A 26,077-nucleotide genomic window follows, 5' to 3' on the forward strand; every position below is an offset into this window, starting at 1 on the left:
AATGCTAAAACTTCAAGTAGTTAGAGCATTTCAAGACAAGTTTACAAGGAAGCATTATTCTATTGGAAACACGTTCGAGTCTCAGGATTTTGAGCGTGTTTCTTATTTAATTGAGAGAGGTTTTCTTGAGGATAAAAACCTTCCAAAAGCGGAAGTTAAAGAGCCAGTACATGTTGGAGCAGGATATTATGTGTTGCCAAATGGTGAAAAGGTAAGAGGTAAAACTAAAGCATTTATGAAGTGGAGTGATTTAAATGCTTAATGATATTAAAACTGCTTTAAGAATAAGTCAATCAAACACTGCTTTTGATACGGAAATTATCGACTTAATAGAAGCAGCAAGGCTTGATCTAATGATTTCAGGTATTTCACAGGAAAAGGCTTCATCAGATAAAGACCCACTAATTAAACGTGCCATTACAATATACTGCAAGGCCAACTACGGCTTCGACAATCCTGATTTTGACAGGCTGCAGAAATCATACGCCATGTTAAAACAACATCTTTCTCTTACAGGTGATTATCGTGTGGAGTGATGTGCTCGAATTAATCACTTATACCAGTAGCAAAAGTAGTACACGTGATGCTATAGATATTCCTGAATATCACCAAGTATATGTTAATAAAAAGTCTATAAGAATGTCTGAACATTATCAGAGTATGGCAACAGGCTTGCGTCCAGAGCTTTCGTTTGAAGTACTAGCGATTGAATACAATGGCGAACAAGAGATCAGATATAACAATAAACATTACAAAGTTATTCGAGTCTTTGAGAAAGACAGAAGGATTACTGAACTAATTTGTCAAGGTTTAGTAAATAAGGGAAGTGGTCAATAGTGCCTTTACCAAACACAAAGATGAAGATTAAGAAAGATGGAGTTATCTTTGAGAGTAATGTAAATGCTGTAGAGTACACTATGCGAGAACTTACTATAGCTGCAAATAGAGATGTGGGGAAGTTTATAAGGAAGCGTGTACTTGAAAAGCTTAAAAAGTTAAGAGGCATGAAAGGAAATAAGCGTTTGTGGAGCACAATGCAGTTTTGGGCTAGAAAGATTGATCTGGATGTACTTGTAGGCCACAAGCATAGTTCTTGGTATTCTTCATTGGGTGATCAGGGTCAGAAAGGGCAACCAAAACGAAATATTCTGCGTGAAACTGTATTTGAAAATATTTCAGAGATTAATAAGATTCAAGCGCAATATTTATCGGCATTAAATGATGAAAATCCAAGGGTAGAAGAAGCTCCTTTTGATGGTTTTAAATCCCCAATTGGTGAGGAGTAGAGATAACACTTGAATAAACTAAGGGAAGTTCTAGGAGATATGCTAGAGGAAATATCCGGACATGGAGTGTCGTATCAGGATGCAGATGATAAAGCCGTTTATCCTTACATAGTGTATAAATTTACAGACATGATAAAACAAGGTCATGTGCAAGTATTTAATTTAGATGTAGATATTTGGGATAACAAGCAGATTACAACTGAATTAGAAAGCTTAACTATGAAAATATGGAAAGCTTTAGACGAGACAAATTACATAGATGAAGATATGTCATTCAGTCTATATGCAAGCAACTGGCTAAATGACAATGATGAGGATACTAGACTAAAAAGAAGAAAATTAATTTTTGAATTACGTTATGTAAGCAGAAAATAGAAAAGGAATTGATAAAATGAAAATGTTTTCGGGGTTTACGAATAAGACGGCTGAAAATTTACTGATGCACGCAGGTGCATTCTTCAAAAACTTCGATGTAGAAAATGATACATTTGATAGTGCTGTTGAAGCTGGAAAACTACTTGGTGCTAGTCGAGGAGGCGGAGAATTTTCAGCGGTTCCTGAGCTTAGATCAATCGAGGTTGATGGAGTTCGAGGTAAGGCGAAAGGGTTGCAAGTTATCGACTCTTGGGAAGTTAAGCTAACGGCTAATATTATGGAAGTTACCACTTCTGTATTAGCAGATGCTTTAGCCGCAAGTGAGACTGATTCTACTACTAATGTAGATTATAACATTGTAAAAGGTAAGAACGTTATTAATCTAACTGATTACATTGATAATATCACATTTGTAGGAACTTTATCAGGAAGCGATAAGCCCGTGATAATTCAAGTATACAACGCTTTAAATAGCAATGGTCTAACGCTTACTACTGAAGATAAAAGTGAGTCAGTTATCACACTTGAATTTGAAGGGCATTTTGATGCTAACAAATTAGACGAACCACCATTTGCTATCTATTATCCAAAAGCAGCTTAATACATAAGAACAATGGAGTGGATTAATTCTACTCCATTTTTATTTTTTCAAATTTAGGAGTGATTAATATAATGGAAAAATTATCATCAACTGAAGTATTTAAAATATTGCCTTCAATCGGGCAAATATGGAAAAAGGCAAAAATAAAACAATATATCAGAGACAACAAATTGACATTAGAAGAAGATGAAGACTTTAGAGTTCTTATGATGACATCCATGTTAGATGTCATGATGCATGTATTGACCTATGCAGACAAAATCGAAAAAGATGTTCATAAAATTGTAAGCATTGTACAGGAAAAACCTTTAGAAGAAGTGGCAACACAAAATTTCTCAGATAATTTAGAAACGGTTATTGATGTGTTAAGCCAGGATAGCGTGGTCGGTTTTTTCAAGAAGTGGATGCAATAGGAATAGAAAAGTCTTTTCAACTATTGCATCAATATTATGATTTTCAATTTGTACTTACGTTTGACCTTGAAGAAATAAAGAATATGCTCATTGAAGCATTTAGAGTAGAACAAGAGAAAAAAGCTTGGGATTTGTACCAAATTAATTACAGCCGTATGGACAAAGATAACTTTGTTCCTTTCGACAAGTTCTATAATCCAGGTGGAACTGAATCTGATAAGACGGAAGATGAAATCCTGACAGAAGTTAGGGATATGCTGGTTAACTTCAACTTTGTGAGGAAGGAGGGTGACAAATGAACATATTTACGTTATCTGGAAAAATCCTCATAGATGACAAAAAAGCTGCTGATAGCTTACATAAGACGGAAGGTAAGGCTGGTAAGCTAGGCAAAGGCTTGCAAAAGATGGGTAAGTTTGCAGTTGGAGCCGGAGCACTCATAGGCGGTGCTGCTGTAGCAGGCGGGGCAGCAATGTTTGCGTTAGGAACTAAAGTTGCTCACAATGCAGACAGATTACTAGATTTGAATTCAGCTACTGGTATGAGTACAGATGAAATTCAAAGATGGGAAAAGGCAACCAGAATCGCAGGAGTTTCACAAGAAGCAGTAACCAATGCGTCTAAGAAATTAAACAAGAGTATGGAAACCTTAACTACAAGTGGTGGTAAAGGTGCAGACGCTATGGCGGCATTGGGAATTTCTGTGGATGACATTGCTAATATGGATGCAGACGAAAGAATGAACGTTTTAACTGAAGCATTATCAGGTGTTGAGGATAAAACGGATAGAGCGAAGCTAGGGGTCGATATTTTTGGAGGCTCATGGGAAGAACTAGCTCCAATTGTCGATCTCGGAGCTGAAGCCATGGAAAATGCCAAAAACTCGGCTAATATCATTAGCGAAGATGATCTGAAAAAGGCAAATGATTTTAGAATAAAAACAGAAGAAATGAAAGATAAATTAGACTTCTTTACTAATACGGTCGGATTAAAGGTAATTCCTGTCCTTAATACATTTATGGACTGGATTATGAAGCACATGCCAACTATTGAGAGTGTTTTTAAAACTGCAATAGATGTAATTGGTACTGTAATCGATTGGCTTATAGATAAATTCAAAAAGTATCTGATTCCTGTTTTTCAATCGCTTGCTGATTGGGTGAAGAAGAATCTTCCACAGATAAAGAAGTTCTTCACGGATAACTTCAAATTGATACAAGAGTTCATTGATGCCTTCGTAAAGTTTGTCATGAAATTATGGGGTATTTTTGGCGATGGTATCATGAAGCACACTCAGACCATTTTCAAAACGATTGTGGATGTTATAAAGGGTGCATTTAAGATATTACAAGGTCTCCTTGATTTCTTTATTGGACTCTTTACAGGCGACTGGAAACGTATGGGACAGGGGCTTGAAAAAATATGGGATGGAATCTGGAAAGTCATTAATTCTATTCTATCGGGTGCTTGGGGTATATTGTCCGGTACTTTCTCAGGACTAGGAAGAAAGATTTCTGATTGGTTTACTGGGTTGAAGAGGGATGCCGTAAACTGGGGTAAAAACTTGATCCAAGGTTTTATCGATGGAATAGCTGCTATGATTGGGAAAGTGAAAGATGCAGCCTCCAATGTGACGAAAGCAGTGAAAGGTTTTCTAGGCTTTAATTCTCCTTCAAAATATGGAGAAGGCCGTAACATAGTCAAATGGGGCAGAAATTTTATTGACGGCTTCCTAGATGGATCAGAAGAAAAGATACCAGAAGCCGAAATGATGATGAATAGGGTTGTGGGAGCAATGAAACCTACAAGTAAACCAGGTGAAGCATATCGGGTGATGGATAAATTAAATGTTAAACACAATGAGCCTACCCCTGTTTATAAACAACCTATAACCATACAAGCAGTCACTACAGACATGAAAGTTTTAGCGGAACATTTAGTTGATGATATTACGGATTTACAGGGATTCAATACATTTCGAATTAATCTTTTTGAAGGGAGGTAGCTTCATGTATACTTTCGCTTTTAATGGTATCAAAAAATCATATTTGTATTGTGAGCCAGGAAAGAGGCGTTCTATTATTGCACCACTTAATAGAGTGCTAGTTAGTTTACCGGGAATGCCTGGTGCTCATCACTCTGATACAGAAGTTGAAGTTAGGATAATCGATCAACCATTTTTTATTAAAGCTAGAGATAAAGAAGAACTTAGAAAGATGGAAGAGAACATGGCAAATTGGCTTGTTACAAAAGAAGCCAAGCCTTTAATATTTGATGATGAACCCGATCGCATCTATTATGCAATGATTCAAGGTGGGATTGACGTTGGTGATGTTGGGAAGGAGTTTGGACGAGGAACAATCACTTTTCTTTGTGCAGATCCTTTTAAATACGGATCCCAATTAACATTCAAAAAAAATGCCTCTACAGAAGATACCAATACTTTGGCCATAGCAAATCCAGGTACGGTGGAAGCTTATCCGGAATTTAAGTTTACGGTTAAGAAGTCTATCACACACCTGGACATCATCAATCGGGATGCCTATATGCGTATAGGAAGACCCGTAACCGTGGAAGATACCATTATTCAACCAAGAGAGACTATTCTGTCAGATGCGATGAACACACTAGTTGGTTGGTCTAATGCATCTCAGGTTGATGGCGGCGTAGTGGCAGGAAGTTTTATGGTTGGTAGTGATGGCTTCCAAGTAAACAGTTTTGGATCCGGAGAAGCTTGGCATGGTCCTTCCTTACAGAAATCCATTTCACAACCGTTACGGAACTTTCAAGTCGAGATGCGTTGTAAATTCTTCTCCATGTCACCTGTAGGTGTAGGAAGAATTGAACTATATTTACTAGATGCAAACGGGAACAAGTTCGCAAAATTAGCATTTAAGGACATTCATCGATATAACTACCTGCAACAAGGTGAAGTAAGGGTTGGCCCGCATGTTGGGGGTACGTTTATTATTGCTGGAACTCCTCCTGATCCGAAACAATGGGATTACTTCACAGGGATTCTAAGATTGTCTCGTATAAACGGGAAATGGGAAGCTTATATCGCAAATATAGACGGTGTCCATATCGGAGTAATGGAAGCAACCTATATTGATGAGAGCGTCAATGCGGATTTAACTGGAATACAAATTCATGCCGGTGTGAGTGGCACAAACAGTCCAGCAACCATGCGTATTCAACAAATAAGGGTGTATAAATTAAATGATGTGTCAGGGTCGGTAGTACCTTACATTGCCCAGCCAGGTGATGAAATCATTATCGATCATAAAAGTGATTCGATCCTCATAAATGGACAGGACATGAAAAAGCTCAAAGGCGATTTTATCTCTTCATACTTTCCTATCAACCCTGGAGATAATGCGCTAGTAATCTCTCCAGGTGATGCAGTGGACATTGAGGCAAAAGTAAGGGGGGCTTACCATTAGTCAGATGCATTTTTTAGATCACCAAACAGACGAAATTCTTTGCACATTGGAAAATAAGGTGAATACCCCTGCTTTTTTCAATGACACACATATTGAAAACATTAAGAATCTAGAAACGTATGACTTTAGTATGCTAGCAACCATACCTGCGGCTGCTAATGCCGCAAAACGTAACCGAGTTATAATTCCTGATGACGAAGGTCATTTACGAGAGTTTATCATCCTAGAGACGGCACAATTGAACAAAAAGAAACATGTGAAAACAGTCGCATCATACATTGAGTTGAAAAAAAGTAGACGTATCTCACCAATTGTTTTAGAAGGTCAAACCGTCAATATGGCAACGGATTGGACGCTAGCGGGTACTGGATGGCAACGTGGTATCACCGAGTACGCAGGAATCCGGAAAGTAACCATTGATGGTTATCAGGATCCTTATCAGACATTAAAACAACTTGCGAGTTTATTTGGTTTGGAACTTCGTTTCCGCATAGTAGTAGAAGGTAGCCGTATTGTAGGTAGATACGTTGATTTGATTAAAAAGCGGGGTGAGGACACCAAGAAAGAAACCAGAATAGGAAAAGACCTCATTGGTGTAGAGCGCATTGAAAACTCTGATATAGTTACTGCACTTCGGGTGCTGGGGCCGGAGCAAGAGGACGGCCAAAGGTTAATCGTAGAAGTAAAAAACGAAGATGCAAGGAAACGGTGGTCTCGAGATGGGAAACATCTTTGGGAAGATTATGAGCCATCTATCAGTGGAGACAATACAAATGCCGAGCGCCTCACAGAGCTTGGAGAGGCGCAGTTAACCAAGCGAATAAACACCACTGTCCAATATACAGCTGAAGCAGTAGCGATGGAAGAAGTTTTTGGCTACACGCATGAAAAGGTACGTCTCGGTGATACAAATCGGATCATTGATACATCCTATGTGCCCCCATTGTATTTAGAAGCAAGGGTTATCGAAATTCAACGTTCTATTGCAGCTGGTAAAATAAATCGGAAATATATCCTTGGCGATTTCATCGAGTACAACGAAGAAGATCTGATGAAAACCTTCTTGCAACTGCAAATCCTATATGGCCAAAAAGTAATCCGCAGAGACACCACTCCACCTAACCCACGTCAGGGAATGGTATGGGTAGATACTAGTGGAGAACTAGATGTTATCTTCACTTGGAACCACTATGCTCAAAAGTGGGAGAAAGCCACTCCTACGTTTGCTGAAGAAGTTGGAGCCTACGACAAAGAAACAGTAGATAACAAGGACAAGAGTGTCTTCGATGATGCAACATGGTACACAGACGTGGTATCCGAAGAGAAAAAGCAAGAGGTTATCGATTATACAAACAAGGAAGTTCAAAAGCGAGAACTTTCTATTCTCCGTCAGGATACGGAACCTTCTGGAACAAACTATACTTTAGACCAACTATGGCTTCGGACTACAGATGACGTGTATTTTAAGTGGACAGGTTCCGATTGGAAACAAATCACGCCTAGTCTCGCTGAAATGGGAGAAAAAGCCGGTCTAGAATACGTGGATGGACAATTGATATCCAAGGCGGAAAAAGCAGAAACCTATACTATGTTAGAAGTGGACAATGCTCTGAATTCGAAGGTTAGTTTGATTTCCTACACGACCGATCAAGAGGGAATCGTTCAACGTTTTACGAACGCTGAAACTCGCATAACGCAAACAGAAGAAGCAATCACGAGTAAAGTCTCCCAGATTTCATTTTATGAAGTGGAAGGAAGAGTCAGTTCAGCTGAGTCTACGATAATACAACACGCTTCCTTAATTGAAAGCAAGGTGAATGAATCCATTTATGAAACGGATCGTAATGGTATTATTTCGAGGTTAAATAATGCAGAATCCTCGATAACTCAAAATGCCAATGAAATAACTCAACGAGTGAGATCCGAGGAATATCTAATTGATCAGAATGCCTTAAAGTCAAGAGTTTCAACAGCAGAATCTACTATCACACAACATGCAAGTGCAATTGCCTTACGGGTAGAGAAGAACGGGGTAGTTGCAGCCATTAATCTAAGTACAGAGGGTACCAGGATACTTTCTTCCAAAATCCATATCGATGGGAATGTAACCTTTGCAAACGGATATGATCCGACAACCATTGAAGTTGGTGGCACTAATATTTTGTTTGCTTCGGACTTACCTTTTACGTGGGCGGTTTCCAATGCAACACGAGTTAATAACACGGATTCAAACGGTATTAATTCTATACGTGCGAACTTTTCAGGCTCTGCAACAAATTTCAATATACAGTCACCTACTATGGCTAGGAAAACAACGTTAAAACAAGGGAAAAAATATACACTATCATTTGAAATTCGTGGAAATATTAACACCATGACTTACAACTATCTGATGCGTACAGAGGGTGCAAATCGAGCTTTCCCTAGCCCACCAAACTTCTCTATTTCCACAACAAATTGGACAAAAATTTCAGTAACACAAGAATGTTTGTGGGATTCTGAAACGGGTTACGTATTAATCGGTACACAAGATACTGCAAGTGGTAAATGGTTTGAAATTCGAAAAGTCCAATTAGAAGAATCGGATAGAGCTTCCACGTGGGCACCTAATCCATTAGAACTGAAAGCTGATATAGATGGATGGAAGTTCGGAAACACCACTGAAATAGACGGTGGGAAGATAAGAACAAACACAATTACTGCTTCACAAATTAATGTAAGCTCTCTTTCTGCGTTAAGTGCGAATCTCGGAACAGTGATAGCTGGAAGTCTGTCTGGTGTAAGTATCTCTACTATTGGTAGTCAAGGCTCCGTTTCGCTATCTGGAGATAGAGTGGAATCCACAAATGCAAGTCGGATCGCACGCCTTTCCAATGGTGAAGGTCTTTTTTCTAGTAATTCTTTAGTAACGATGGTTACAGACAGTAATGGTATTCAATTACGTTCAGAAGAAAACGGATTACCTTGGTCTAGTTTGCAGTTTAGTAGAATAAATGCGAACACGCATGACGCTACTTTATACGCTTCAAGAGATATAGTCCTTTCAGGAGGACGTGATATCAACCTTACTCCTGGTGTCAGCAGAGGCATCAATGTGCAAGGAAATTTAAATATCAATAGATTAAGGGGATTAACTGATCCGGTGAAGTTCTTCCTAGGCATAGGAGATGCTCAAATAGATATGACAGGCGGGGACTTGCGTATTATGAGAGATAACAATAACTATGTCCGAATCAATAATGGCAGTATCCAATTCTATACCAATGGAACACTGAAACACACTATTTAATTAAGGAGGTAATCATGGCACCCATACTGAACTGGAAAAAAGAAGTTACGTATTCTTTTAGATTTCTTGAAACAGAGCATAAGGAATACATTTATGTGAATGGGATTGATGCTAAACGGTATCGTTTAGCCGATGACAACCCTGCTTTCGGGATGAATCCAACCAGCCATCCATCCACCGGAGAGGAACACGAGGTTATAGAAGCAGAATTGGTTGGTGAATATTTAAGGAGAGTGACACCCACACTCAAACGATACGAATTAGTCTACTCCCTTCCGGACATCGACAAATATGTTTTCCTTAACTATGAGGAAGAAATAAGCGATTATCCAGGGGAAAGTGGAAGTAGATTCTACTTCTTATCTGTCCCATTTTAATAAATGATTAAAACAGGCAAGGGATTGTTCCTTTGTCTGTTTTTATTGGAGGAAACCAAGATGAAAATTAAATTGAAATATGCATTTATCGGAGAAATTAGTACCTTCCTTCTCAATCTATCCTTGAAAGGCAAACAAAATAGACATCGTGTTAGATTCATTAATACGCTTCAAGGAAAATTAAAACAGGTTGCTGCAGAAGAAATGGAACTTATTAAAGAGTTTGCTGGTGTGGATGAAGAAGGGAATCCAAAAAGGTCTGAGAAGGGGTTTGACATCCAAGATGTCCAGGGTTTCAAACAGCAACAGAACGAGTTATTTGAGGAAGAATTTGTCCTTGAGGGTGGGGATAATCAAGGAATGTTGAAAACCCTAAAACCAATTGTATTGGATTATGACGGGGAAGTCAGTGGGCGAGAAGCTTTTGTATTTGACCACCTTTGCGAAGCCTTTGAAAATGCAGAACAGGGGAGTGACCAAGCATGATAATTTTAATTAGATCAACCAATGTGCAGTGGACAGATGAAGGAGAAGTAGGATCCGTACAGGTAGGGTTTAGTGGACACACGGCAGAGAGAAATGTCAATATCAATGGGACTATTCCTCTATCGGCAGAGGAATACAGTGGAAACGAGTCCATCTCTGCGTTAACCGGACTGGTAAAACAACACCTTAGAGATCAGATGGAAGCAGAACAGATATTAGCAACACCGCAGGACGCATAAAGTAGGTGAAGAATATGGATCAAGAATGTAACGCACACGTAGCATTAAAGGTGGAAATTGACCACATGAAGGAAGACATAAGCAACATCAAAGAAGATCAAAAAGAAGACCGAAAATTTTATAGAGAAACAATCGATGCGCTTAAAGAAAATGTAATCCAAATAACGGTACTCCAAAGAAAGTCAGATGAGCGTTTGGATAGTCTTAACAATAACAACAAGTGGGCATGGGGGTTTGTAATTGTCTTTGTGTTAGGTGTCTTAGGTGCAGCGATAAAATTATAAGGAGTGGTATAGATGGAAGCGTTAATGACAATTGATTTTACGGCTTATGTGGCAATTGCGGTAATACTTTATGCAATAAGAGAAGCCACTGGACTATCAAATAAATACATTCCAATTGTAGCAGTTGCACTAGGAGTCGCTTTCTCAACATTTGAAGGTGGCTTTTTTAATTTTGACGTGTTAATTGCAGGTCTACAGTATGCCTTGTATGGAGTAGGTTCAGTTGCTGCAATTAAATATTCGTTAGAAAAGAAAGGGGAAGATATATAATGTTTATTCGTCCAACAAAAGTTACTCGTATTACTAGTGGATTTCGTGTTCCAGAACGGAGAGATCATCATGGTGTAGATTACGCTCTTGGCGGTGTTCATGAAATCTATTCAATTGCCGATGGAATTGTATCGAAGTCCTACGTATCCTCATCTTATGGTGAGGTTATTTTTATTTTCCATAATATTGATGGTCAAACATACGAATCAGTGTATGCTCATCTTAGAACAGGATCTCGTAAGCATCGAGTAGGGGCTAGAGTTAAACAAGGTGAAATTATTGGAATCATGGGTAACACAGGTATTTCAACTGGCCAACATCTTCACTTCGAGCTGCATATTGGCAGATGGAATATTAATAAAACCAATGCTGTAAATGGTGAACTGTACGTAAATGGTAGTATGAAACAATATATCAACCTACATAAGCATATGGAAGAGTGGAATCATTACCCTGTTGATAAAGAGCCGATTAAAAAGTTGTATGCTCATGATATCCCATTAAATCCAAAGAAATTTGGTGGATTATCATATGAGGTACTACGTAAAGGTGCTGAACCTGATACTTATATAGTAAGAACTGGTCAATTTGGCGAACGAAAAATCTTTGTTCCTAAGGATAAAGATAGCAGCTTTACAAACGCTCCTTTGTATAAGTAAAAGTGTTGAAAGGAGGACTCGGACTTAAAACTGTGAGTCCCCTAAACATAATAAATTCCTGCTTTTAATTAATGCGAACATGTGTATTATTTTCACACAAATTGTTAACAATATGTTATAATCGAATAATACATAGTTAAAAATTCAGTAATATTATTTTACTTAGTTAGTTACTTTATGCACGCAAATATAAATATTTCATCTAGAAAAGGAGTGATTCTGATGGAAAGAGGACTTTATGATTCATTGAGGGTTGCTGAGTGGTTTGTTGCAAATACAGACAGAGAATCTGGTGCTTCCATTACGCATTTGAAATTACAAAAATTAATGTACTATGCTCAAGCATGGACAAAAGTATTATTAGGTAAAAAGCTTTTTGATTCTAGAATTGAAGCTTGGATGCATGGGCCTGTTGTAACAGAAGTCTATCACAGATACAAATCACATTCTTATCATGAGCTACCTATTCCTGACGAAGCTCCCGATTTAGATACAAACGTTGAATTTGTGCTTTCTGAAATCCTCCGTGTTTATGGAAAGTATGACGCAAAATATTTAGAGGAACTTACTCATCAAGAAGACCCATGGATTGAAGCACGAAACGGGCTCCCTCTTGAAGCTAGATGTGAGAATGAAATTCCATTAGAAAAAATGGAAGAATTTTATCGTAAAATGAATGAAGAAAATAGCTAATAATTATGAAGATTAATGCTAATACCAAAGTAAAAAAGACAAATGAGCAAAGCCACTTGTCATTAACTCATATAGAGTCTAAGTTGTTAGGACTCCAAAATGATAATCAGCAACAAGCATATGTTGCTCTAAAATATTTTGACAATCAACACCAATGTCTTTCTGAATGGAGCAAAGAAGAATTAAAGGCTTTTAGTGACTTCTGTAGAAAAGTAAATCAATTAACGTGGACTGATATTTACAGATCAGGTGGGAAAACAGGTAAAAATGGACTTGGCTACACAGTTCATACCAATAGAGACAAACTACCAGCAGGAAACATATTCAAGCAAATTAGCGAAGACATTACATTTTTCGAATTAAGAGTTTCACAGAAAGCTAGAGTTCATGGATTTAGAGCAAAGTCAACATTCTTCTTAGTGTGGCTGGATAAAGACCATGAAGTTTATAAAATGTGAAAAAGACTCTCTCTTCTTTTAGGCGAGAGTCTTTTTCATTATCTAAATTACTTGCGAATAGAAATAAGACTACCTGTTGAGTTGGGTAGTCTTATTTGTGTTTGTACGAATTAAAATGGGTTTTTTATCGATTGTAAAGACTCTCTACACGTTCCTTACTCAATACTTCCTCACCGTTTATTAACTGCTGTATAGCACCTTCAAGCCATTTCTCACTCAACTCATCGCTACCAGCTTCTATGTGGAATTTCTCTATCATGGTGTGATCAAACTTGCATAAGATTCTATCGTGAGTTAAATCTAATTCTCTGTAGCTAACTAAAGCAGGAATGAATAAATATTTCTTCATTCCATCTTGGGACTCTAAGAGGTAGTGTACTTTTGTCTGGTCATTCGTTAAGCAACAATGTGTGACTGCAGCTACAAACATAACTTCTTGAACGTCAAAACTAAAATTCATGAAAACACCTCCCACTAATATGGTAACAAATACCTAGTGAGAGGGGTAGAGTTATTTGTATATAAGTTCCAAGTAATCTCTAATTTTTTGCTCGATCACTTTTGCATCCGTTTTTCTATCGACATATATTTCAATATCACAATACTTACCTTTAAACGTTTCATAGTACTCACAGTCTTCTAATGATACTGTCATAGAATTTACTCCTTTTCATTAGTTAGATAAAGCTTCTCTAAATAGTTTCGTACTTTTTCCTTAAACTCTTTTTTGTCTACATTGTCATTTACGTATATTTCAACTTCACAGTATTTACCTTGATATGTTTCAATATATCTATATTGATCGGTTGACACCATTTTCATCACCTCCGAAACAAATCATAAGTCAATGAGAAGACCTTTTATACAGGTAAGTAGAGGGTGAGTTTCAACCAATTGGAAAAAGTTTACTGTGTAGTCAACTAATTAGATAAGCATCAAACCACCACTTATTAATACTAATGTAAAACCCAATTCAGCTAACCTTTTACTCATCATTCCAAGTAATGCCCATACACCTAATCCAACTGTTAGCAATATTGGTAAAGTTAGAATGAAATCTGCAATCCAATTATGAATTCCTGAATGAATAAAATCTCCAACCCATTCTTTAATTGAGGGAAAGGAGGGAAAGTGGGTATTCCCCACCGTCCCGTTATGGACAAATTTGTCCAAAAGTGATTGCTTACCTGACAAACTATCCAATTTAGAAACAAGTGGAGTTGGATCAATAAAGTTACCAGCCTGATCTTTAAGTCCAAAATGCAGATGAGCACCTGTTGAGTGACCTGTATTACCACTATATCCTAACGTTTCACCTTCCTTTAGTATCTGACCTACCTTCACTTTAATATCACTCATATGCCCATATATAGCTGTTGTGCCGTCTTCTAATCGAAGGATAACTCCTTTCCCAATATTCTCATTCCCATAATCTCCAACCCTTTCAACAATAGCTTCACCTATGCTTCTTAGCTCTGTATGCTCCGGCATTGCTAAATCTATTCCTGTATGTGGCTTTCCGTTTCTAATCTGCTCTAAAACACCATATTCTGAGGTTAGTTTAAATTTCATAAGACTACCTCCAATAGTAGGTTTTCATTTTCTGACGTTCGTTCCATATGCGAAATAGCAAGCTTACAATTATAATCGTCTTCATTTTAATCCTCCTAGACTGCTGATTTCATTGCCTCAACCAGAATATTTAATATCATAGGGGTGAGGGTAACAAGAACATACCCAAGGCCAGCAGAAGACATCATGCTGAATCCTTTTTCTCTGTTTCCAATCATGATAAATAATGCTCCTCCAAGTACAACAACCATTGCGATAGGGTAGGCTAGGGCTTGAACTAGAGTAATTAGGGGATCAAAAGCATGAAGCATATTGTCATACATTGCATTAGCGACTACGGATGAATTTACAGATACAACTTCGGTTGAGTCTGCAAAAGTTGGAGTTGCTTGTGCTAGTGGTGCTAATGAGAGAGGGAGAAGAGACATACCGAACGACAATCCAGCCGTTTTACCTTTTTGCATAGTGACTAATTCAGCTTCACAGATTTCATTTCTCTTCATGAAGTCTGGAATACTTCCGACAGTGTGAATTTTATTTTTATTGAACATGTGGTCAACCTCCTGATATTCAGATAAAATCTTGAATCGTAAATACCTTTACATCTAATCCCTCGCATAATTTTATAAGTTGTTTCCTTCTCAGCTCTGTTGTTGTAATCCAAATCAACTTTGGTGGTATGTCAAAAACGTTATAACTAAAAAGCTGCATATATCTTTCAATCTTTGACTTATTCTTGATCATCTTCTGTAAATGATCTACTTCTATAAGATGATATTGCTTTTTACGAATAAAATAAGCATCCGCAATTAATTTAACCTTGTTAGGCACTTCAAGTTTCATTTCATTCTTCCAAGATTGAGGGCATCCAGATTGAATGTACAATTCATTTCGCATAATGTAGTGGCGTGATTGAGTTGTTTTCTTGAGCACTCGTTTACTATTTACACGTTCTCTACCTTCTTTGTTAAGGTAGTAAATATTTTCACCATCCTTAAAACTAGATACATAAGGTGAAAGCTGTTGTAATACTCGTTGAGCGTTTCTATCGCTTCCTAAATCATGTAGACGTTGTAGTTGTGAACGATTAAGATAGTTCAGTTTCTTCAATGAGCAAAGTATGGCTTCTTCTCTCTGTTGACGTTCTATTTCCTTCTTCATTAACTTCCTTCCTTTCTCCACGAGCTTTAAAAGTGATATTTGGTTTGATTGTTTCGTCAATAAAGGAATTACTTATAAAAGGTGTCTGGACAATTTGTTTCTCAACTGTTCGGTAAATAGCTCTACCTCTTATTAATGGTAATGATTCAGCACCTTCTTCATCTAATACGGCTCTGCTTGCAGTACCAGTTTGTAATTTAAAGCACAATCGTGCATCACAATTTTGACGGACTTGAGAAGGTAAAACTTCATTCGTTGCGTACTGGGTACAGTAGACTAGCCTAAATCCAGCTCCTCGGCCTCGTCTTGATATGTCTTTTACTATTTCTACTGCATCCTTTTCATCGAACAAATCTGCAGCTTCATCTATAATCGTGAAATGACGTTCTTTTATTCCTGCCTCTTTCACATCTTCATAGCCATGTTGGAGAAGATACTCAATGGTATTATTCATTCTGTCTTGAACATCCCTGAGTGCTTCTAATGCTTCCTTAGGATTCTTAGCAACTGTTTCAACTTGTTCAAGTATTTTGAAGCGATTAAATGACAACCCACCTTTCAAATCCACGAGGCAGAGTTTAACGTCTTTAGTCTTATTAGCTACAAGAGTGGTAATGATGTTCTTTAACATTACAGATTTCCCATATCCCGGAGAACCTGCAACAATTAGATTATAAATCTCATCGAAATCATTAAATATTAGCTCACCAGTCTTAGATAATCCAATTGGTACTTTCCATCCCTTACACAATTTCAGCAATTCTTCATCATACAAAAACTGATCAGTTAAAGGCTTATCATAAATTTTAAACACAAGCATTCCATCAAAACTAATTTCAACTTCTTTCCTAACCTTTCTCGTCTGAATTAATATTACTCTGATTTGATTAAGCACGTTTTTATTCCAATTGATTAGTTTAAAGTCTTTAAGGCTTATATCAGGCATTGATTTCTTAATGTTTAATCCATCTTGGAAGTTATCTAATTTCTGGACAAACTGCTTGGAAGACAAGCCTTGTGGCATTTGGTATACAAACTCAGTATGAGATTGCTTTTTAGTCCGTCTGTAGATTCTAATTTCCTTACCTTCTGCATTTACAAGCCCACAGTTACGAGCTATCTTAACTATTTTCTGATGATCATCTGTTCCACCATTTGCTTTTTTATAATGCGCATAACCAGCAAGAGTTCCTGCAACTAATGATGAAGTTAATTCGAATATCATGGATGCGATCACCACCTTTTCTATACGGAATATAGTCCCTTTTCAAACGAAGTCTTAGTATTCTTGTTAAAGATTGAAGAATTAACATTTCACCTGTCGTTATGAGTTTCACCTCCCGATATGCTTAAAGAATGATGCTAACGAATATTGGTTGCGAAGTGGATTTCGTATTTTCTTTGGTATGTTATAACGATATACAGACTGCTTGATCATGTTTCCACTTTTTTGCCTTAGGTATAAAAAATTGAAAATTGGACGAGAATAGTACAAAAATTAATAAGAGGTGCTATTCATGTTCGGACTAGGGAAGGATAGAACTAAGTTTGGTAAATGGTTGGATCGTCAAGAGGATATAACTCAAAGTGACATTGCGAAGGCAGCTAGGGTTTCAAACGAGACAGTTTCTAAATTATGTAGAGATAAGGAGTACGTACCGAAATTTGAAACAGTAATGAAGATAAAGAAAGGACTAATGAAATTAGATAAAGAAGTACCAGATAGATATTTTGACATGTAAAAACCACCTTGACTTAGTTGTCATGGTGGTTTTCTTCTTTTAATATCTCAATTACATCTCCAATTTCACAATCTAAAACTGTACAAATGCTTTCTAGCGTTTCTGTACTAATTGATTTAACCCTTTTTTCTGGCTCAAGAGTGTTGTTATTAACCCATTGACTAATCGTATTAGGTCGAACTCCTGAAGCCTTAGAGAGGTGGTACATGGTCATTCCTTTTTCTTTAAGCAGTTCCTCTAATTTAAACCGGATCATAATTTTCCCCCGAATGTATTTTTTTAAATTATATCACAAATTAACGCTTGACGTTAATAACTATTTAAGTTAATATTAACTCAAGAAGTTAATAACTCATTAAGTTAATAAAGGGGGCCATTAAATAAGTGAACGACATAATCAAAGTAGATGATGACTTTTACTTAGGATTACTTGTAGATGAGACACATGCCCTATACGTTGAAAATACTGCAGTTTACTTTGTAAGTGTCAAAAGGAATAAGGATATACATGAGTATGATGGAAACTTGTTTGTGATTATGAATGCAGATGTGAAGAAGGAAGATCATGAGGAATATTTACAGAAAACTAAGCGTGACATAAAGGAAATTTCGTTTATGGAATTCCTTACAAAGTATTATAAAGGTGATACGCTGATTGATTTTGGTTATAGGTATCGAGGCGAATAAGGGTTAGGTTCAAGTTAGACCTGAGCTCAAAAGCGAGTTTCATGATGAAACTGGAATTAGCGAAGTTCATCGTGAACCTCACAATATTCAATAAGACGATGGTGCAAGATGAACCTGCGTCTACATAATAAAACAAAGGGAGAGATTTGGATGTATAACGTTAAAGTTAGCGATAAGAAAACAGTTGAGGTAAATGGTACATTGACACTGGATTTCACTTTGCAAGTGGAAAATAAGAAGGATTTAGAAGACAAATTAGCGTTGTTAAGCGGTCTCGGTATAGTTGATGCTTCTGTAATGTTAATGCACGTAGATGGAACTGTAAACACTCCTAGAATCACTAATGCAGAGTGTGAAGTTGCTTATATTGAGGATTATTGGGAGTAGGATACATAGAGACGAGTTTCTACTATATAAAGTGTGACTGAAAGAATATCACTATGATATACTTTCTACAGTCACACTTTTTCCTTTGCTCTTTAAGGAGTATGAAAATGACAACTATAAAAAAAGACCCTAAAACAGGGAAGTATGGATTTGTGTATTCTGGTGGCTTTCATCCTGTTACTAAAGAGAGAATACAAAAGAGAAGACAGGGAATAGCGTCCCTAAAGGAAGCAAAAGAGATTCTTAAACAGGTTATGCTTGAAGTTGAAGAAGAGAAGAAAATGTTTGATGTTTTCAAAGGTACTTTTAAAGATTACATTTTACATTGGTATGAAGCGAAGAAGGTAAGTTTAAGACCTAGCACATTGGTAAATTACAATGAGCAATTGAAATACAACATCTTACCTTACCTTGGAAAATTCAAGATGTCTGAACTAGATGAGACAATTCTCCAAAACTACATCAACCAACTTCATTCTGAAAGAAAACTTGCTCCTAAAACAATAAGAGCTGCTTATGGAATTGTCAGTGAAGTTTTGAAAAAGGCATCTAGGAAAAATGCTTTTGACATCTCAATTTTAACTGAACTAAGCATACCTAAAGAATCGAAAGTGATTAGAGCTTGGGAAAAAGAAGATATAAAGAAATTCTTGAATGCTCCTGATTTAATATTAAATCTAACTAGACATTTCATTGGATTTGAAATACAAATACAGACAGGTATTAGGATGGGTGAAGTGTTGGGCCTTAGGTGGTCTGATATTGACCTAGAAAGACGTATGCTATTAATTAGACAAACGCTTGCTAAAATCAATGAAAATGGGGAATATGGCATTGTAGATGCTGTTAAAACCAATTCCTCATACAGAACGATTGATCTACCAAAGAAGCTATGTCAAAGAATTGAGGAACATCAAAGAAGAGTTAACAAGGAAAAACAAATTCTCGGTGAGAAATACATTGATAATGATTTAGTGGTTTGTACAAAGAATGGTAATTGGGTACATCCTAATAATTTCAGAAGAGCTTTTAATGTTACACGAGATTATTTAAATCTACCTAAAATTAGGGCATATGACCTTAGGCATACTCATTCTACATTCTTAATCGGTGTATTAATGATTAATCCTAAGATAGTTTCAGAAAGATTAGGACATGCTCATATCAAAACTACTTTAGGCACATACAGTTTTGCATTGCCTTCTATGCAACAAGAAGCAGTTGATAAAATGGACAGATTCTTCGAGTAGTGTGATTTTTATGTGACATTTTAGAGTGTTGATTAAAAAAACACTTATCATGACTAGGCTTTTCACACGGCGATTTCCATGAGGATTGCATGAACATCATCATGAACGATCTAATTAAATTAATGGATCCAAAATATATCGAGGTCTGGGGCAAATTCACTCCACGTGGAGGCATCTCGATAGACCCTTACACCAACTATGGAAAACCAGGAACGAAATATGAAGAGATGGCCGCGTATCGACTAATGAATCATGACTTGTATCCAGAAAAAATTGACAATAGATAATAAAGAACACCATTACATTTGTTATAAGACTGTAGACAAACTCGGGAATATAAGAGTCTGCCTATAGTCTTTTTTATTGTTGAGCGGTTGTTCTGTCCAAGCACTTCACTATTCTATAGGAGTACTAAAAATACCTTCTATAAGAAATAATAAGCAAAAACAACATAGGAGGAGAGTGTTAAATGACTAATCATCATACAGAATTCACTTGTGCCGAAACCAGTACATTGTGGACTTTATATTTGAACAACTCCATGTCAGCGTGTGTGCTTAGGTATTTTTTGGAATGTGTAGAAGACAAAGAAATAAGAGAAGTGGTGGCAATGGCATATGATGTAGCATCCACTAATGAAAACGAATTGAAGTCCGTTTTCTGGAAGGAACAGTATCCTTTGCCAATTGGATTTTCGGAAAACGATGTTAACCTTCAGGCACCACGACTATTTTCTGACTCATTTAAGTTATCCTACATTCTTCAAATGGCGAAAATAGGATTGGTGACATATGGGGCAAGCCTTGGTGCTGTATCAAGAAAGGATATAAGAAAGCTTTATTCAACTTTTTTGCAGCGAACGGTTGAACTATTCGACGACTCAACAGAATTATTATTGAAAAGAGGATTATATACTAAAAAACCATATACCATCATTCCTGAAAAGGCAGAAATTGTAGATGATCAGAAATACTTCAGTGGAATAAACCCATTTGTAAATAAAAGGACATTAAACAACATTGAAGTGACCCACCTTAGCCTGAATATAGAGACCAATCAGATCGGCATGATGCTATGTACCGCTTTTTCTCAAACGGCAATACACAAAGAAGTCAGGGAGTTTATGATGACTGGAAAACAGTTGGCACACAGTCATATCAAGAAATTTATTGATATCTTGATGAAGGATGATATCCAAGCACCCATGTCTAGTGACTATTCCATCACGGATTCGAGGATTCCGCCTTTTTCTGATAAGCTGATGATGTTTCACAATAGCATGATGATTGCTGCCGGTATTGGGAATTATGCTACAGCTGCTTCTGCAAGCCAAAGGACAGACATTGCAATAAAATATGAAAAGCTTTCTTCTGAATCCGCGTTGCTTGCCAAAGCTGGCGCAGATATCATGGTGAACCATCGATGGATGGAGAAACCGCCTGCAACTGCAGATCGAAATGAACTCTCCAAAAAGCGGGAATAGTTGTAGAAATCGCCTGGATTTGGTATAAAGGAAGTAACAAAGGCAGAGGAGAACCTACGATGAACCCTAAAAAAAGTGCTTTAATAATTGGAGCAACTGGCCTGATAGGAGCACAATTGAAGGAAGAGATTTTGCAAAATTCAGATTACGAAACACTCAATATCATAGTAAGAAACAAACGCCAAGAGGAACACCAAAAATTGACCGAGGTGAAAGCTGATTTCGACAGGCTTTCCGACTGTAAGCAATATTTTCACGTGGATGATCTCTACATCTGCCTAGGGACAACAAGGAAAAAAGCTGGCTCCAAAGAGAATTTCCGTAAAGTTGATCATGATTATGTAGTAGAGGCCGCCAAACTTGCCAAGGAGTGTGGAGTCCAAAGGATAGCGATAGTTTCAGCTATTGGGGCTGATTCTAATTCTAGGTTCTTTTACAACCAGGTAAAAGGCGAGATGGAAAATGCGGTCGCTAATATTGGAATTTCGTCGACCTACTTTTTCAGGCCTTCCTTACTTCTAGGAAACAGAAAGGAATTCCGATTAGGGGAGAAAGTTGGAGAAGTATTAGGGAGTGCAATGAAGCCTTTTCTAAGAGGGAAGCTGGAGAGGTACAGATCTGTACAAGGGAAGGAAGTTGCCAAGGCTATGATTAAGTTTTTGAAAAATGGCAGAAGCGGTGTCCATGTGGTGGAGTCGGACCTTATTGCAAAAATAGGGAAGCTCTAAACAGACCCTTCAGTTATACACACTAAAACTTTCAGAGGAGTTTTCGTTTTCATTTCAACAAAGCAGGGAATAAGTATAAAAAAAACAGGAGTGTCCTCTATGAGCCAAACGAAAGAGTTTCGAAGAATTCGTAAATCTGGCCATTTAACCATTCCCAAGTCAATTCGCGAACAGCTGCAAATTTCCGATGGCGATGTATTAATGATCATGGAACAACCTTTAGGTTTAGTCATGAAACCAATTAAAGAAGAGCATATTTATAATGAATCAATTGTTTCCAACAACGGGAAGGTTAATATCCCCATTGAAATCAGGCGCAACTTGAACATAAGTGAGGAAACGCATTTTTCCGTCAAGCTGGATAAAGAAAGGGCAGCCGTCATACTGGAAATTTTAGAAGAGGATATCGGCTAGAAACAGAAAAAGGCCTCCCTAGGATATAGCAGCATCCGGGGAGTCCTTTTTAGATTGATTTGATGAGTATTCAAATTAAATCCTAAAATCTCTTACAAACCTTTTACAATCTTATAATTCTTATGGTTTACTACAGTCCGTTGTTCTAGTTCCAGGTCACGATAATTGTTCATATAGGTCAGATCAACGATAACAGAGTTCTCATTTACTTTTTCAACTACCCCTTGAAGACCTTCACGAAATTCTACGATATTACCGACTTCCGCTTTTTTCAACTATATCTCCCCCTAAATAAATGATTTCACCGACAACAGATGAAAGGGTTGTCTGGTTTTTTTATTTTTGTGAAATAGTGGATAAAAAGTATTACATACAGTTTGCATTATTTTCTTCATCTCGTAAATAGTTTCAATGTATTTTATCTAAATTTTCTTTTAATTCCTTTGATTTCGTTACACTTTGTAAGTTGTCACCGAATTGCTGAGGGTAACATATAGATAAGTAGGGCTTTTTAATGCCCCATTCATTTTATTCCTTATCCCCCATGGAATCCCTTCTGTTTATCGGAAGGGGTTTTTTATTGCAGTTTCCAGGATGCGTTTTATGTTCAGTTTGGACGAATGATGGTAAAATGAATGGTGGCAATATTTGAAGTTGGAGTGATGATGATGAATGAGGCGTTAGCTACAGAGATACTGGACAAGCTCAAGAATGGTGAACTACATGAGTATAGGATTCAAAAAGAGGAGTTTATGATATTCAGGAAAGTACTGGTTGCTAGGGAAGATTTCAAATACTACCGAGGAATTGCTAAGCATAAAGGTGAAGTGGTTTATCAATATATGCAGGATGCAAGAAGTTAAACAAGTAGCGGGGGGTGCGTTGAACAACCCTCGCTACCTGTAGTCATGATGTGTGATACTCTTTTCTTAACTTTTTCAAAGCTTCTCCCCGCCATGACTTGACGGCACTTATGGAAACCCCCTCTTGTTTGGCAATTTCCTCTATTCTTTTTCCGTTCCCGATAAATTCAATGAGCCATATTTTCTGCTTTTCGGTAAGTAGCCGTGTATATTTCTCCAATTGCTCCAATTCGCAGTAGGAAGTATCGCATGGCTGTTCTGGTAAATGTTCGACAAAAGTATGGATTTCAACCCATTTCACTTCTTTTTTTAGGTGGTTAAGCAATTTTCCCCTAATTGATGAATAAGCATAAGAGGTAAATGAACCTTTTCTATGATCCGTTGTCTGTAAGGTTTCCCAAAGAATGATAGTAGCTTCATGAAAATAACGATCTTTATCTTTATAGATATTCAATGAGTTAATGATATGGTGTATCATGGGAGTATACTGGTTTAATACTTCTTCAAAAGTTGATTCCATTTATCTTTCCTGACGAAAAGCCAGCTCTTCTTTATTCCCGGTAAGATAAATATAGTCAATGGTTCATAAGTTGACATGTATGAAAACGAGGCATAAACTGTGACATAGAAGTGCCGTACGGAGGATAAACCTATTTGTTATAAAGAGTATGGAGGTTACCTGTAGGGAAATATCGACGATAATGATAAAAAGGGGTAATTGCCATGGAACATAAAAAAGAAGATAAATTAGCGAATCAATCCATGTATCTATGGAAAAATGACGCAGATCGCACGGTTCAGGGGTTCTTATTGTATCCGGAGAATATACCGGATATTCAATATATAAAGAAATTATTGCGCCACATGTATATGGCAAAAGAAGTATTTAAAATGTCCATCTGGTTCGAAGGTGATGTGATCCAGATTACCGGAAGAATTCAATCCTTCCGCTATAAGGCGAATAAGCTTACCATAAAAGATATGGATAAGAATATTTACCATATTCGTATATTTGATGTGGTGGAGATAATAAGACGACCACAAAAGTAAGAGTCCTAATCGGGCTCTTTTTTTTATTTAGGTTTTGTTAAAGTTAGTTGTTGATTATGACCTATTTCTAGCTGGTGATTGGAGCAAAAGGCGTAGACTCAAGCGGGAGAGTAGCGACAATCTTGAGACCCCTCAAGTGAAACGAGAAGGCTCAAGGTAGCCCCGCGGAAAGCCAAGCCTAGTGCGGAAATCAACAGCGATGTTTAACAGATCCATTATTTAAGAAACATTCACATCTAGGAACATTTGGTATATAAACCAACTTTATAGGAAAAATAAGTGAAGGATTTTTATAGAATCATACATGAACAGAGGGGAGGGAAGCATAGTGAAAAACATTTTCAAAAAGCTGTTTACATCAGGTTCTAAATCGACTCCCAACAAAGTAGAAGATATGACGGTTACGGATTTGCTCCTTCAAATGGAGAAGTCTGTGGATTTTCTTCGATTCTCCAATTATACAGATGATGGCAGCAGGAAGGTTTGGATCAATTATTACTATACGTTAGTGGACACCGACTTTTTACATCGTGACATCCTCCATTGCATATCCACACGGCCATGGTCCAACCTGCAGGATTTAAAGAATATCCTCCCTATAGAAGTGATAACAATCAGTTCGGATCCCCAAGATATAAGAGAGAAGCTTTTAACAGGCTTCATTTTTATACAGATTGGGGAGAATGACAAGAAAGGACTCTTGGTCCGTTCCGAATTTGTCCAGACCCGTTCCGTATCCTTGCCGGAAGTGGAATTTAGTGTAATTGGGCCAAAAGAATCGTTTGTTGAGAATATTGATTCCAATATCAACCTGATACGTCGTAGATTAAGCACGCCAATGCTTACAATAGAACAAAAGACTCTTGGTGCAATATCACGGACTAAAGTAGCCGTGATGTACATGGACGGCATAGTCAATGCAGAAAATGTCCAAACCGTCCGGGATAGGCTGGATGACGTCCAATTTGATCATGTAAATGACAGTTCTTACGTCACCCAACTAATATCAGATAATGGGAACACTATCTTCCCCCTTTTACTGGATACGGAAAGGCCAGATCGTATCGTGTCAGCCCTGACTGAAGGAAAGGTAGTCATATTGGTGGATGGGTCCCCCCATGGCCTAATTGGGCCAACCACTTTAGTCGAATTCTTCTCTTCTTTTGAAGATTATTATCTAAGCTATTGGCTCGCATCCTTTTTCCGCCTTATTCGACTTTTTGGGGTTGGATTCTCTATATTGGTAACACCCGTTTATGTCGCAGTACTAAGCTATCATTATGAATTGATTCCTAAAGACTTACTGAGTACCCTGATAGCTTCAAGACGTGAGGTGCCTTTGCCTCCGATTTTGGAAGCGATATTTCTTGAATTGACGATTGAACTGCTAAGGGAAGCAGGAGCAAGGCTCCCGACAAAGGTAGGTCAGACAATCGGTATCGTGGGAGGGATCGTTATCGGGACGGCTTCGGTTGAGGCCGGATTGACCAGTAACGTCCTTTTAATTATTGTGGCCCTGGCTGCACTTGCATCCTTTACAACTCCCGTCTACAAAATGGGTAATACCATCCGTCTATTGAGATTTCCCTTTTTATTGTTTGCAGAATTATGGGGGCTGTTGGGAATAGTTTTCTGTTTCTGTATATTAGCTGCTCATCTTTTGAGATTGACATCCCTTGGAAGGCCATATTTAGAACCGATTTACCCTCCAAGAGTGAAGGACATGAAAGATGCGTTGTTAAGGCTTCCGTTTACCATGCAAGGAGAAAGGCCTGGACAACTTAGAACAAAGAATCCAAATAGAAGAACAAAGGTTAGACCTAAACGAAAAAAAGACATTGATGAATGATGATCATAGAAAGGGGGC

Annotated in this window: 38 protein-coding genes and 1 pseudogene; 30 read left to right on the forward strand and 9 right to left on the reverse strand. The window is 37.5% G+C overall.

The genetic code is table 11. The annotated features are described in order from the left end of the window. Position 1 precedes the first annotated feature (1 nt). From MKY77_RS08660 to MKY77_RS08750, 19 genes are all read left to right on the forward strand, one after another. On the forward strand, positions 2 to 262 hold the full coding sequence (locus MKY77_RS08660) for a hypothetical protein (protein ID WP_339145445.1): 261 nt from the start codon (positions 2 to 4) through the stop codon (positions 260 to 262). Beyond that, positions 255 to 536 (forward strand): head-tail connector protein, encoded by a 282-nt coding sequence (locus tag MKY77_RS08665; protein ID WP_339145446.1) that lies wholly within the window; start codon positions 255 to 257, stop codon positions 534 to 536. Before MKY77_RS08660 ends, MKY77_RS08665 begins: the two co-directional genes overlap by 8 nt. Then, on the forward strand, positions 526 to 837 hold the full coding sequence (locus tag MKY77_RS08670) for a hypothetical protein (RefSeq protein WP_339145447.1): 312 nt from the start codon (positions 526 to 528) through the stop codon (positions 835 to 837). The genes MKY77_RS08665 and MKY77_RS08670 overlap by 11 nt, the downstream gene beginning before the upstream one ends. A gap of 20 nt (positions 838 to 857) precedes the next feature. Beyond that, entirely contained in the window at positions 858 to 1,286 is a 429-nt protein-coding gene (locus MKY77_RS08675; RefSeq protein ID WP_342515698.1) for a hypothetical protein, read from the forward strand. Positions 1,287 to 1,295: 9 nt separating this feature from the next. Then, positions 1,296 to 1,661, forward strand: a complete 366-nt coding sequence (locus tag MKY77_RS08680; protein WP_339145449.1) for a hypothetical protein — start codon at positions 1,296 to 1,298, stop codon at positions 1,659 to 1,661. Between the two features lie 16 nt (positions 1,662 to 1,677). Beyond that, on the forward strand, positions 1,678 to 2,262 hold the full coding sequence (locus MKY77_RS08685) for a hypothetical protein (RefSeq protein ID WP_339145450.1): 585 nt from the start codon (positions 1,678 to 1,680) through the stop codon (positions 2,260 to 2,262). A gap of 71 nt (positions 2,263 to 2,333) precedes the next feature. Continuing rightward, positions 2,334 to 2,675, forward strand: a complete 342-nt coding sequence (locus tag MKY77_RS08690; protein WP_339145451.1) for a hypothetical protein — start codon at positions 2,334 to 2,336, stop codon at positions 2,673 to 2,675. Positions 2,676 to 2,698: 23 nt separating this feature from the next. Continuing rightward, positions 2,699 to 2,974: a hypothetical protein gene (locus MKY77_RS08695; RefSeq protein WP_342515699.1), complete on the forward strand. Its 276-nt coding sequence runs from the start codon at positions 2,699 to 2,701 to the stop codon at positions 2,972 to 2,974. Continuing rightward, the gene (locus MKY77_RS08700; protein ID WP_339145453.1) at positions 2,971 to 4,680 is read left to right on the forward strand and encodes a hypothetical protein; all 1,710 of its coding nucleotides are present in this window, start codon (positions 2,971 to 2,973) and stop codon (positions 4,678 to 4,680) included. The genes MKY77_RS08695 and MKY77_RS08700 overlap by 4 nt, the downstream gene beginning before the upstream one ends. Positions 4,681 to 4,684: 4 nt before the next feature. Further along, the gene (locus MKY77_RS08705; RefSeq protein ID WP_339145454.1) at positions 4,685 to 6,118 is read left to right on the forward strand and encodes a distal tail protein Dit; all 1,434 of its coding nucleotides are present in this window, start codon (positions 4,685 to 4,687) and stop codon (positions 6,116 to 6,118) included. Between the two features lie 4 nt (positions 6,119 to 6,122). After that, positions 6,123 to 9,407 carry a phage tail spike protein gene (locus tag MKY77_RS08710; protein WP_339145455.1) on the forward strand — a complete coding sequence of 1,095 codons (3,285 nt, stop codon included), beginning with the start codon at positions 6,123 to 6,125 and terminating at the stop codon, positions 9,405 to 9,407. Between the two features lie 14 nt (positions 9,408 to 9,421). Further along, a complete protein-coding gene (locus MKY77_RS08715) occupies positions 9,422 to 9,784 on the forward strand; it encodes a hypothetical protein (RefSeq protein WP_339145456.1) in 363 nt (120 codons plus the stop codon). A gap of 60 nt (positions 9,785 to 9,844) precedes the next feature. Further along, positions 9,845 to 10,270 (forward strand): DUF1617 family protein, encoded by a 426-nt coding sequence (locus tag MKY77_RS08720; RefSeq protein ID WP_339145457.1) that lies wholly within the window; start codon positions 9,845 to 9,847, stop codon positions 10,268 to 10,270. Beyond that, a complete protein-coding gene (locus MKY77_RS08725; protein WP_339145458.1) occupies positions 10,267 to 10,509 on the forward strand; it encodes a hypothetical protein in 243 nt (80 codons plus the stop codon). Before MKY77_RS08720 ends, MKY77_RS08725 begins: the two co-directional genes overlap by 4 nt. 14 nt (positions 10,510 to 10,523) lie before the next feature. Next, positions 10,524 to 10,793: a hypothetical protein gene (locus MKY77_RS08730; RefSeq protein ID WP_339145459.1), complete on the forward strand. Its 270-nt coding sequence runs from the start codon at positions 10,524 to 10,526 to the stop codon at positions 10,791 to 10,793. A gap of 12 nt (positions 10,794 to 10,805) precedes the next feature. Next, the gene (locus tag MKY77_RS08735) at positions 10,806 to 11,063 is read left to right on the forward strand and encodes a hypothetical protein (protein ID WP_339145460.1); all 258 of its coding nucleotides are present in this window, start codon (positions 10,806 to 10,808) and stop codon (positions 11,061 to 11,063) included. Beyond that, a complete protein-coding gene (locus MKY77_RS08740) occupies positions 11,063 to 11,722 on the forward strand; it encodes a M23 family metallopeptidase (protein ID WP_339145461.1) in 660 nt (219 codons plus the stop codon). The genes MKY77_RS08735 and MKY77_RS08740 overlap by 1 nt, the downstream gene beginning before the upstream one ends. A gap of 222 nt (positions 11,723 to 11,944) precedes the next feature. Continuing rightward, entirely contained in the window at positions 11,945 to 12,415 is a 471-nt protein-coding gene (locus MKY77_RS08745) for a type II toxin-antitoxin system antitoxin SocA domain-containing protein (RefSeq protein ID WP_339145462.1), read from the forward strand. A 5-nt stretch (positions 12,416 to 12,420) separates the two neighbouring features. Further along, complete coding sequence (locus MKY77_RS08750; RefSeq protein ID WP_339145463.1) at positions 12,421 to 12,873, forward strand: hypothetical protein; 453 nt, start codon at positions 12,421 to 12,423, stop codon at positions 12,871 to 12,873. Between the two features lie 124 nt (positions 12,874 to 12,997). Here MKY77_RS08750 and MKY77_RS08755 read toward each other — a convergent pair whose 3' ends face one another. The 6 genes from MKY77_RS08755 to MKY77_RS08780 all read right to left on the reverse strand — a co-directional run bounded on the left by MKY77_RS08755 (position 12,998) and on the right by MKY77_RS08780 (position 16,831). After that, positions 12,998 to 13,333: a hypothetical protein gene (locus tag MKY77_RS08755; protein ID WP_339145464.1), complete on the reverse strand. Its 336-nt coding sequence runs from the start codon at positions 13,331 to 13,333 to the stop codon at positions 12,998 to 13,000. Positions 13,334 to 13,384: 51 nt separating this feature from the next. Then, positions 13,385 to 13,528: a hypothetical protein gene (locus MKY77_RS08760; RefSeq protein WP_339145465.1), complete on the reverse strand. Its 144-nt coding sequence runs from the start codon at positions 13,526 to 13,528 to the stop codon at positions 13,385 to 13,387. Positions 13,529 to 13,797: 269 nt separating this feature from the next. Beyond that, positions 13,798 to 14,445, reverse strand: a complete 648-nt coding sequence (locus MKY77_RS08765) for a M23 family metallopeptidase (RefSeq protein ID WP_339145466.1) — start codon at positions 14,443 to 14,445, stop codon at positions 13,798 to 13,800. A 95-nt stretch (positions 14,446 to 14,540) separates the two neighbouring features. Then, positions 14,541 to 14,996, reverse strand: a complete 456-nt coding sequence (locus MKY77_RS08770; protein ID WP_339145467.1) for a hypothetical protein — start codon at positions 14,994 to 14,996, stop codon at positions 14,541 to 14,543. 19 nt (positions 14,997 to 15,015) lie between these two features. Further along, positions 15,016 to 15,606, reverse strand: coding sequence for a replication-relaxation family protein (locus tag MKY77_RS08775; protein WP_339145468.1), 591 nt, complete (start codon positions 15,604 to 15,606; stop codon positions 15,016 to 15,018). Next, positions 15,533 to 16,831: an FtsK/SpoIIIE domain-containing protein gene (locus tag MKY77_RS08780; protein WP_339145469.1), complete on the reverse strand. Its 1,299-nt coding sequence runs from the start codon at positions 16,829 to 16,831 to the stop codon at positions 15,533 to 15,535. Before MKY77_RS08780 ends, MKY77_RS08775 begins: the two co-directional genes overlap by 74 nt. A 292-nt stretch (positions 16,832 to 17,123) precedes the next feature. On the opposite strand from MKY77_RS08780, the gene MKY77_RS08785 reads away from it, so the two are divergent. Then, positions 17,124 to 17,348 (forward strand): helix-turn-helix transcriptional regulator, encoded by a 225-nt coding sequence (locus MKY77_RS08785; RefSeq protein ID WP_339145470.1) that lies wholly within the window; start codon positions 17,124 to 17,126, stop codon positions 17,346 to 17,348. Between the two features lie 13 nt (positions 17,349 to 17,361). Here MKY77_RS08785 and MKY77_RS08790 read toward each other — a convergent pair whose 3' ends face one another. After that, on the reverse strand, positions 17,362 to 17,604 hold the full coding sequence (locus tag MKY77_RS08790) for a helix-turn-helix transcriptional regulator (RefSeq protein ID WP_339145471.1): 243 nt from the start codon (positions 17,602 to 17,604) through the stop codon (positions 17,362 to 17,364). 128 nt (positions 17,605 to 17,732) lie between these two features. On the opposite strand from MKY77_RS08790, the gene MKY77_RS08795 reads away from it, so the two are divergent. From MKY77_RS08795 to MKY77_RS08825, 7 genes and pseudogenes are all read left to right on the forward strand, one after another. Then, complete coding sequence (locus MKY77_RS08795; RefSeq protein ID WP_339145472.1) at positions 17,733 to 18,035, forward strand: hypothetical protein; 303 nt, start codon at positions 17,733 to 17,735, stop codon at positions 18,033 to 18,035. 150 nt (positions 18,036 to 18,185) lie between these two features. Continuing rightward, positions 18,186 to 18,422 carry a hypothetical protein gene (locus MKY77_RS08800; protein WP_339145473.1) on the forward strand — a complete coding sequence of 79 codons (237 nt, stop codon included), beginning with the start codon at positions 18,186 to 18,188 and terminating at the stop codon, positions 18,420 to 18,422. Between the two features lie 107 nt (positions 18,423 to 18,529). After that, a complete protein-coding gene (locus MKY77_RS08805; RefSeq protein ID WP_339145474.1) occupies positions 18,530 to 19,672 on the forward strand; it encodes a tyrosine-type recombinase/integrase in 1,143 nt (380 codons plus the stop codon). 62 nt (positions 19,673 to 19,734) lie between these two features. Next, positions 19,735 to 19,959, forward strand: a pseudogene (locus tag MKY77_RS08810) (NADPH-dependent 7-cyano-7-deazaguanine reductase QueF); the annotation flags it as partial. Positions 19,960 to 20,141: 182 nt separating this feature from the next. After that, positions 20,142 to 21,155: a DUF3231 family protein gene (locus tag MKY77_RS08815; protein ID WP_339145475.1), complete on the forward strand. Its 1,014-nt coding sequence runs from the start codon at positions 20,142 to 20,144 to the stop codon at positions 21,153 to 21,155. Between the two features lie 59 nt (positions 21,156 to 21,214). Continuing rightward, complete coding sequence (locus MKY77_RS08820; protein ID WP_339145476.1) at positions 21,215 to 21,883, forward strand: oxidoreductase; 669 nt, start codon at positions 21,215 to 21,217, stop codon at positions 21,881 to 21,883. Between the two features lie 99 nt (positions 21,884 to 21,982). Next, positions 21,983 to 22,297 (forward strand): AbrB/MazE/SpoVT family DNA-binding domain-containing protein, encoded by a 315-nt coding sequence (locus MKY77_RS08825; protein WP_339145477.1) that lies wholly within the window; start codon positions 21,983 to 21,985, stop codon positions 22,295 to 22,297. Between the two features lie 92 nt (positions 22,298 to 22,389). Here the strand turns inward: MKY77_RS08825 and MKY77_RS08830 are convergent, their stop codons facing one another. Further along, positions 22,390 to 22,572: a DUF2187 family protein gene (locus MKY77_RS08830; protein WP_339145478.1), complete on the reverse strand. Its 183-nt coding sequence runs from the start codon at positions 22,570 to 22,572 to the stop codon at positions 22,390 to 22,392. Between the two features lie 360 nt (positions 22,573 to 22,932). Here MKY77_RS08830 and MKY77_RS08835 point away from each other — a divergent pair, with 360 nt between their 5' ends. Then, positions 22,933 to 23,160 carry a hypothetical protein gene (locus MKY77_RS08835; RefSeq protein WP_339145479.1) on the forward strand — a complete coding sequence of 76 codons (228 nt, stop codon included), beginning with the start codon at positions 22,933 to 22,935 and terminating at the stop codon, positions 23,158 to 23,160. A gap of 43 nt (positions 23,161 to 23,203) precedes the next feature. Here MKY77_RS08835 and MKY77_RS08840 read toward each other — a convergent pair whose 3' ends face one another. Beyond that, positions 23,204 to 23,680 carry a sigma-70 family RNA polymerase sigma factor gene (locus tag MKY77_RS08840; protein WP_339145480.1) on the reverse strand — a complete coding sequence of 159 codons (477 nt, stop codon included), beginning with the start codon at positions 23,678 to 23,680 and terminating at the stop codon, positions 23,204 to 23,206. Between the two features lie 203 nt (positions 23,681 to 23,883). Between MKY77_RS08840 and MKY77_RS08845 the strand changes: the two genes are divergently transcribed. Together MKY77_RS08845 and MKY77_RS08850 are read left to right on the forward strand one after the other, a co-directional pair. Then, positions 23,884 to 24,210 (forward strand): hypothetical protein, encoded by a 327-nt coding sequence (locus tag MKY77_RS08845; RefSeq protein WP_339145481.1) that lies wholly within the window; start codon positions 23,884 to 23,886, stop codon positions 24,208 to 24,210. Positions 24,211 to 24,538: 328 nt separating this feature from the next. After that, positions 24,539 to 26,059 carry a spore germination protein gene (locus tag MKY77_RS08850; protein WP_339145482.1) on the forward strand — a complete coding sequence of 507 codons (1,521 nt, stop codon included), beginning with the start codon at positions 24,539 to 24,541 and terminating at the stop codon, positions 26,057 to 26,059. Positions 26,060 to 26,077 lie beyond the last annotated feature (18 nt).

The organism is Sutcliffiella sp. FSL R7-0096 (assembly GCF_038595065.1).
Lineage (GTDB): Bacteria > Bacillota > Bacilli > Bacillales > Bacillaceae_I > Sutcliffiella_A.